This is a genomic window from Nocardioides sp. (genome assembly GCF_036401255.1).
GTDB lineage: Bacteria > Actinomycetota > Actinomycetes > Propionibacteriales > Nocardioidaceae > Nocardioides.
Genome location: NZ_DASWVI010000359.1, coordinates 1 through 7634, shown reverse-complemented (window position 1 = coordinate 7634; position 7634 = coordinate 1). Strand labels below are relative to the sequence as shown.

Here is a 7634-nt window from a genome sequence, read left to right as displayed (position 1 = left end):
CGGTCGACGCCGCCCGCGAGACGGCGCGCGCGGTCGCCCGTGGTGACGGTGTCGCCGAGGCGGTGGCGCGCGGTGAGCAGGTGGCGCCGGCCGGCAGCCGGGTCGCGGTGCACGACCGGGGTGGCGAGGTGACCGTGGAGGTCGTGGGGCAGGTCCGGGGTCCGGGCGGACTGTTCGGGCGGTTGCCGGCGGTCACCGTCTCGGCCCAGGCCGTCGCCGCCGCCGAGGAGCAGTCCCCGTGACCGCCGCGCGTGACGCCCGGGGCTCGGCTAGCCTCTTCGCGATCTCCTGCCTGGCCGTCCTGCTGCTCGTGGGCGCGGCGCTGGGCGTGGTGGCGGCGATGGTGCGGGCGCACCGGACGGCGCAGTCCGCCGCCGACCTCGCCGCGCTCTCGGCGGCCACGGCCGTCGGTCAGGGCCGCGACCCGTGCGCCGCCGGGGCGGCCACGGCGGCTGACAACGGGGCGCGGTTGGTCGCCTGCTCCCTGGCCGGCCGCGAGGCTTCCGTGCGGGTCGAGGTCACCGGGCCGCACTGGCTGGGCCAGAGCGCCGACCTCGGTGCCGAGGCCCGGGCCGGACCCGGATGACGGGCCCAGCCCGTTCAGAGCGACCGGTCGTCGGGCCCGCGCTCGCGCTCCTCCTCGCGACGCTCGGCCTCGCGCTCGTCGAGCTTCTCCGAGAGCTCGCTGAGCCGCTTGCTCTCGCGGCGCTGCCGCAGCGTCCGCTTGGTCCCCCACTTGGTGAGGCCGAAGCCCCACAGGATGGCGACGCCGGCGCCGAGGCCGATGAAGAAGAGGGCGAGCGGACTGATGTCGGTGCCGAGCAGCTCGACGCCGGTGCCCTCGACCGTGCCGACCGCGGCGACGATCGCCACGGCGCCGAGGGCGATGAGCAGGAGACCGAGGATCACCATGCGGGCACCCTAGGCCTCGCCCAGCAGTACGTCGAGGAGCGCGGCGGCGCCCGCCTTGTCGAGCGGGTTGTTCTGGTTGCCGCACTTCGGCGACTGGATGCAGGACGGGCAGCCCTCCTCGCAGGTGCAGGACCGGATGGTGTCGCGGGTCGCGACGAGCCAGTCGCGCGCCGCGCGGAAGCCGCGCTCGGCGAAGCCGGCGCCGCCGGGGTGGCCGTCGTAGACGAACACGGTCAACCGGCCGGTGTCGGGGTGCACCGCGGTCGAGACGCCGCCGATGTCCCACCGGTCGCAGGTCGCGAACAGCGGCAGCAGGCCGATCGAGCAGTGCTCCGCCGCGTGCGCCGCGCCGGGCAGGTCGCGCGCGGCCAGTCCAGCCTCGGTCAGGGCGTGGTCGGGCACGGTCCACCACACGGCCGCGGTCCGCAGCGACCTCGGCGGAAGGTCGAGCGGCTCCTCGCCGAGCACGTCGCCGCCGGGCTGGCGACGCTTGAGGAACGAGACCACCTGGTGGGTCACGTCGACCTCGCCGAACGAGAGGCGACAGTCACCCCAGGCCGCATGCTCGCGCTCGCGCACCACGGAGATCTCGGTGACCTCGCGCGCGGTCGTCGAGTAGTCCGGGTCGGCCCGCTCGATCACCGCGACGTGGTCCTCGAGGTCGAGGGACCTGACCAGCCAGGTCTCGCCCCGATGCACGTAGACCGCGCCCGGGTGGGCGGTGCCGTGGGCGCTGGAGGCGTCGACCGTGCCGACCACCCGGCCGGTGGCGGCCTCGACGAGCTGCACGGGGGCGCCACCGGTCGAGCGGATGTCGGCGAGATCGCTCGCGCGGCGCCGGTCGGTCCAGAACCAGCCGCGCGGTCGGCGCCGCAGCAGGCCGGCGTCGGTGAGCGCGTCGACGACCTCGCGGGCCGAGGGCCCGAACAGCGGGAGGTCCGCCTCCGTCAACGGGGCCTCGTGGGCGGCGGCACACAGGTGCGGTCCGAGCACGTAGGGGTTCGCCGGGTCGAAGACGGTCGCCTCGACCGGACGGCCGAGGAGCGCGTCGGGATGGGTGACGAGGTAGGTGTCCAGCGGGTCGTCGCGCGCGACGAGGACGCCGAGCGCGTCCTGGGCGCCACGCCCGGCGCGGCCGACCTGCTGCCACAGGGCCGCGCGGGTGCCGGGGAACCCGGCGATGAGGACGGCGTCGAGGCCGCTGATGTCGATGCCGAGCTCGAGGGCGTTGGTCGCCGCCAGACCCGTCAGCTCGCCCCGCCGCAGCGACTCCTCGATCGCGCGCCGCTCCTCGGGCAGGTAGCCGCCCCGGTAGGACGCGACCCGCCCGGCCAGCGCCGGGTCGACCTCGGCGAGCAGCTCGGCCGCCGTCATCGCGACCTGCTCGGCGCCGCGGCGCGACCGGATGAACGCGAGCGTGCGGACGTCCTCGGCGACCAGGTCGGCGAGCAGGTCGGCGGCCTCCGAGGCGGCCGCCCGGCGCACCGGCGCGCCGTTCTCGCCGGTGTAGGAGGTGAACGGCGGCTCCCAGAGCAGCAGCGACACCTCCCCGCGCGGTGAGGCGTCGCCGGTGACCGCGAGGACCTCGAGGCCCGTGAGCCGCCGGGCGGCGACCTCGGGCTCCGCCTGGGTCGCCGAGGCGAGCACGAACGTGGGGCTGGCGCCGTACATCGCGCACACGCGGCGCAGGCGGCGCAGCACATGGGCGACGTGGGCGCCGAAGACCCCGCGGTAGTGGTGGCACTCGTCGACGACGACATAGCGCAGGGAGCCCAGGAACGGCGCCCAGCGGGAGTGGCCCGGCAGCAGTGAGCGGTGCAGCATGTCGGGATTGGTGAGCACGTACTCGGCGTGGTCGCGCGCCCAGTCCCGCTGCTCACGCGAGCTGTCGCCGTCGTGGGTGGTGACCCGCAGGTCGAGGCCGAGGCCGCCCAGGCCGGCGAGCTGGTCCTGCGCGAGCGCCTTGGTCGGAGCGAGGTAGAGGACGGTCGCTCCGCGTTGCCCCCGCTCCCCGCGTGCGGCGCGCACCGCCGAGAGCGCCGGCAGCTGGTAGGCCAGGCTCTTGCCGGAAGCGGTGCCGGTCGAGATCACGACGTGCTGGCCCTCGTGGGCCGCCTCCGCCGCGACCGCCTGGTGCTGCCACGGACGGGTCACGCCGCGCGCCTCGAACGCGCCGACCACGTCGGATGCGGCCCACGCGGGCCACTCGGCGTGGCGGGCCGGACGCGCCGGGAGGACCTCGAGGTGGCGCAGCCGGTCCTCGCGCCCGGGCACGGCTGTCAGCCGCGCGACGACCGACCGGACGTCGCGGGGTCTGCGGGTCGGGGACCCGGTGGCCGCACTCACGACCTCATCCTCCCCGAGGCCACCGACGGTGGTCCGGCGGTCCCCGGACCGGGGCAGGGCGTAGGCTGGAGCGTCCGGGCCGGATCGCGAACTGTGGTCAGTTTGTGCGCGGGACGGCGCGGGCGTGGTTTCATTGTGCAGGCCGGATGTCGGGGTTCCTCGCCTTGACTCCTCCGGCAACCGAACAACCACACCGGGGAGACACTAGGTGGACCTGACTCTGACGACGCGCGACGCCGGTGGGAAGACCATCGTTGCCGTCGGGGGCGAGATCGACGTCTACACCGCCCCCAAGCTGCGCGACAAGATCACCGAGCTGGTGGCTGCCGGCGTCTACGACATCGTCGTCGACATGGAGGAGGTCGAGTTCCTCGACTCGACCGGCCTCGGCGTCCTCGTGGGTGGCTTGAAGAAGGTGCGTGCCCACGACGGGTCGCTGCAGCTCGTGTGCACCCAGGACCGCCTGCTGAAGATCTTCCGCATCACCGGCCTGGCCAAGGTCTTCGTCATCCACGACTCCGCCGACGCCGCGCTGGCCGGCAGCTGACCTGAATCAAGCCTGATCGAGCCCGGTCGAGCCTCGTCGAGGCCCACCGAGGCCGGCTCCCGAGGTCCCGATCGTTTCGGGTCCTTTGACCCGTCGACCGCCCGTCGCGGGGGGTCTAGCGTCGTCGCGAACCCATCCCGTACGGCGTACGAGCGCGCCTCCAGCTGTGTGTAGCGGGTCACATGTGGATACCCGAGGGCAGCCCGTGCGTAGACTCCGCGTCGTCCGTGAGACCTGAATCACTCTCCCAGGAGGAAGCACATGACGGGGATCGTTCCCGCTGTCGTGGAAGTCTCCGGGGGCAACCTCGTCCTGGTCATCGTCGTCGCATTGATCGCGCTGGGCGCGCTCGCGATGGCGGCGATGTTCCGCCAGGAGGTACTTGCCGCCGGTGAGGGCACCGACAACATGAAGAACATCGCCCAGGCGGTGCAGGAGGGCGCGAACGCCTACCTGCAGCGGCAGTTCCGCACGTTGGCGATCTTCGCCGTCGTCGCGTTCTTCGCCCTGCTCGCGCTGCCGGCCGACGACGCCACGGTGCGGATCTTCCGCTCCGTGTTCTTCCTGGTCGGAGCGGGCTTCTCGGCCAGCGTCGGCTACCTCGGCATGTCGCTGGCGGTGAAGGCCAACCTCCGGGTGGCCGCGGCCGCGCAGACCCAGGGCCGCGACACGGCCATGAACATCGGCTTCCGCACCGGCGCCACCGTCGGCATGCTGACCGTCGGCCTCGGGCTCCTCGGTGCCAGCGTCGTCGTGATGCTGTTCCAGGAGGACGCCCCCCACGTGCTGGAGGGCTTCGGCTTCGGTGCCGCGCTGCTCGCGATGTTCATGCGTGTCGGCGGCGGCATCTTCACCAAGGCCGCCGACGTCGGCGCCGACCTGGTCGGCAAGGTCGAGAACAACATCCCCGAGGACGACCCCCGCAACGCCGCGACGATCGCCGACAACGTCGGCGACAACGTCGGCGACTGCGCGGGCATGGCCGCGGACCTGTTCGAGTCCTACGCGGTGACGCTGGTCGCGGCGCTGATCCTCGGCTCGCAGGCCTTCGGCGACAAGGGTCTGGTGTTCCCGCTCCTGATCCCCGCGATCGGTGCGCTGACCGCGGTGGTCGGCGTCTACCTGTGCAAGCCGCGGCCCGGCGAGAACGGCCTGAAGACCATCAACCGGGCGTTCTACATCTCCGCCGCGATCGGGGCGGTCGCCAGCATCCTGCTCGCGCTGGTCTACCTGCCCGGCGACTTCGCGGACCTGACGAACTCCAGCGTCGACGCCGACGTGAGCCCCCGGCTCGTCGCCGCCCTCGCCGTGCTCATCGGCATCGTGCTGGCGGCCGCGATCCTCGGCCTGACCGGCTACTTCACCGGCACCGACCACCGTCCGGTCAAGGACGTCGGCAAGACCTCGCTCACCGGCGCCGCCACCGTGATCCTGTCCGGCCTGTCGGTCGGGTTCGAGTCCGCGGTCTACACGACGCTCGTCATCGGCGGCGCAGTGTTCGGGGCGTTCCTCATCGGCGCCGGCTCGATCGAGGTGGCGCTGTTCGCGGTGTCGCTGGCCGGTTGCGGCCTGCTCACCACCGTCGGCGTGATCGTCGCGATGGACACCTTCGGCCCGGTCTCCGACAACGCGCAGGGCATCGCCGAGATGTCCGGCGACGTCGACGAGCACGGCGCCCAGATCCTCACCGAGCTCGACGCCGTCGGCAACACCACCAAGGCGATCACCAAGGGCATCGCGATCGCGACCGCCGTCCTCGCCGCCAGCGCGCTGTTCGGGTCCTACACCAACGCGCTGCACGAGGCGATCAAGGAGGTGCACCTCACCGAGGAGCCCGGCAAGCTGACAACGCTGGCGTTCGCGTTCGACGCGTCCTACCCGAACGTCCTGGTCGGCATGCTGCTCGGTGCGGCCGTCGTGTTCCTGTTCTCGGGCCTCGCGATCAACGCGGTCGGTCGCGCCGCCGGAGCGGTCGTCTACGAGGTGCGCCGCCAGTTCCGGGAGATCCCCGGGATCATGGAGGGCACCGGACGCCCCGAGTACGGCCGGGTGGTCGACATCGTGACCCGCGACTCGCTGCGCGAGCTCGCCACTCCCGGCCTGCTGGCGATCCTGGCGCCGATCGCGGTCGGCTTCGGCCTCGGCGTCGGCCCGCTCGCGGGCTTCCTCGCCGGCGCCATCGCCACCGGCACCCTGATGGCCGTGTTCCTGGCCAACTCCGGCGGCGCCTGGGACAACGCGAAGAAGCTGGTCGAGGACGGCAACCACGGCGGCAAGGGCTCCGAGGCGCACGCGGCCACGGTCATCGGCGACACGGTCGGCGACCCGTTCAAGGACACCGCCGGCCCGGCGATCAACCCGCTGCTCAAGGTGATGAACCTGGTCTCGCTGCTGATCGTCGCCGCGGTCGTGAAGCTGTCGATCGGCGAGGACGCCAACACGCCGCTGCGGATCGTGATCGCCCTCGTGGCGTTCTCCGGCATCGTGGCCGCCGTCTACGTGTCCAAGCGGCGCCCCGTCCACATCGAGGGCGACGACGCCGGCACCCCGGCGCCTCCGCCGCCGCCCCCGCCGGTCCAGGCCGCCCCGCCGGCCGACCCGGCTCCGACGCAGCAGTTCGAGGCGCCGCACCAGCAGTAGCCTCTCCGCCCGCAGACGAGACGACCCGCCCGAGATCCTCGGGCGGGTCGTCCTCGTTGGTGGAGGGCTACCTCTTCACGGTCAGGGTCACGACCTTCGAGGCAGCGGCGGCGATCGTCGAGGTGCCGGCGTAGACCGCGCGGAGCCGGTGCGCACCGGGCTTGAGCCGGGGCAGCTTCACGGTGGCCTTGCCGGCGCGGCTCGCGGTCAGCTTGACCCTGGCGATGGTGCGCTTCCCGTCCAGGACCTTGACCACGCCCTTCGGCGAACGGACTCCCGCCACCTTGAGCACCACTGCGAGCAGGGCCCGCTGGCTCCGGGCGACGGTCTTCTTGGCGAGGGTCGCGCGCAGTGCCGAGGCGCGCTTGGCCACGGCGATCTTCGAGGTCGTGAACGTGCCGGGCTGGTACCCCGCCCGGGCGGCCGTGACCGTGACGCTCAGTGCCCGGCCGGCATCGGCGGGATCGACCTGGTAGGTCTGGGCGACGGCGCCCGAGATAGCGAAGCCGTCGCGCTTCCACTGGTAGCTGAACACCGGCGTCTCCCCGGCCCCCCAGGCACCCGGATCGGCGGTCAGCAGCCTCCCCGCCTTCCCGGTGCCGCCGACGGTGGGCTGTCGCGTCCAGGTGATCGCATCGCCGATCGTCGCGGTCCGGCTGTCGCTGGTGACGACCCCGTTCGTGAAGCCGTCCTTCGTCCCGGTGGCCTTCGCCGATATCGCCGCGTCGAGATCGTCGGGCACGAGCAGGTACGACGCCGTGGTCGCACCGTTGATCGGCACACCGTCGCGCAGCCACTGGTACGTCGTGGTGACGCCCTCCTCGTTCCACTCCGTGCCGTCGACGGACAGGGTCTTGCCGATCTTCGCGGTCCCGGAAAGCGTGGGGGCCGAGGTCGCCGAGAGCGTCTGCTCGCCGGCAGCCGAGATCGGCAGGATGTTGGTCACGGTCGATAGCACCGGCAGCCCGGCCATGGTGCTGGTCACGCGCACCGAGATCTCGTGACCCACGTCGGCCAGGCCTGGCGTGTACGTGTCGCCGGTCTGCCCCGGGATCGGCGCACCGTCGCTGAGCCACTGGTAGGCCGTGGACACGCCCGGAAGGCTGAACACCGGGGCGAGGACCGTCAGCAGCTCTCCGACTACCGGGGTCCCGGTCAGCTGGGGCGGCGTCAGCAGGTCCGGGACGCC

General features: G+C 72.8%; 7 protein-coding genes. 4 read left to right on the top strand and 3 right to left on the bottom strand.

Features of this window, described 5'->3' with window-relative positions; translation table 11 throughout:
* Both VGD85_RS16770 and VGD85_RS16765 read left to right on the top strand, forming a co-directional pair.
* Positions 1-242 (top strand): TadE family type IV pilus minor pilin (locus tag VGD85_RS16770; protein WP_331064576.1); only part of this gene is annotated, 242 nt, incomplete at its 5' end.
* Positions 239-586 (top strand): Rv3654c family TadE-like protein, encoded by a 348-nt coding sequence (locus VGD85_RS16765; RefSeq protein WP_331064575.1) that lies wholly within the window; start codon positions 239-241, stop codon positions 584-586. The genes VGD85_RS16770 and VGD85_RS16765, both read left to right, overlap by 4 nt.
* A 14-nt stretch (positions 587-600) precedes the next feature.
* Here the strand turns inward: VGD85_RS16765 and VGD85_RS16760 are convergent, their stop codons facing one another.
* Positions 601-912 carry a hypothetical protein gene (locus VGD85_RS16760; protein WP_331064574.1) on the bottom strand — a complete coding sequence of 104 codons (312 nt, stop codon included), beginning with the start codon at positions 910-912 and terminating at the stop codon, positions 601-603.
* Between the two features lie 9 nt (positions 913-921).
* Entirely contained in the window at positions 922-3258 is a 2337-nt protein-coding gene (locus VGD85_RS16755; RefSeq protein WP_331064573.1) for a DEAD/DEAH box helicase, read from the bottom strand.
* Positions 3259-3466: 208 nt separating this feature from the next.
* Between VGD85_RS16755 and VGD85_RS16750 the strand changes: the two genes are divergently transcribed.
* Both VGD85_RS16750 and VGD85_RS16745 read left to right on the top strand, forming a co-directional pair.
* A complete protein-coding gene (locus tag VGD85_RS16750) occupies positions 3467-3805 on the top strand; it encodes an STAS domain-containing protein (RefSeq protein WP_011753865.1) in 339 nt (112 codons plus the stop codon).
* A 261-nt stretch (positions 3806-4066) separates the two neighbouring features.
* Complete coding sequence (locus VGD85_RS16745; RefSeq protein ID WP_331064572.1) at positions 4067-6445, top strand: sodium-translocating pyrophosphatase; 2379 nt, start codon at positions 4067-4069, stop codon at positions 6443-6445.
* A gap of 67 nt (positions 6446-6512) precedes the next feature.
* Here VGD85_RS16745 and VGD85_RS16740 read toward each other — a convergent pair.
* Positions 6513-7634: Ig-like domain repeat protein (locus tag VGD85_RS16740; RefSeq protein ID WP_331064571.1), on the bottom strand; the 1122-nt coding region annotated here is incomplete at its 5' end.

What these genes read in the sequence shown, in the direction of transcription:
- VGD85_RS16760 (WP_331064574.1), bottom strand. Translation starts at nt 912, where the DNA reads ATGGTGATCCTCGGTCTCCTGCTCATCGCCCTCGGCGCCGTGGCGATC.
- VGD85_RS16745 (WP_331064572.1), top strand. Translation starts at nt 4,067, where the DNA reads ATGACGGGGATCGTTCCCGCTGTCGTGGAAGTCTCCGGGGGCAACCTC.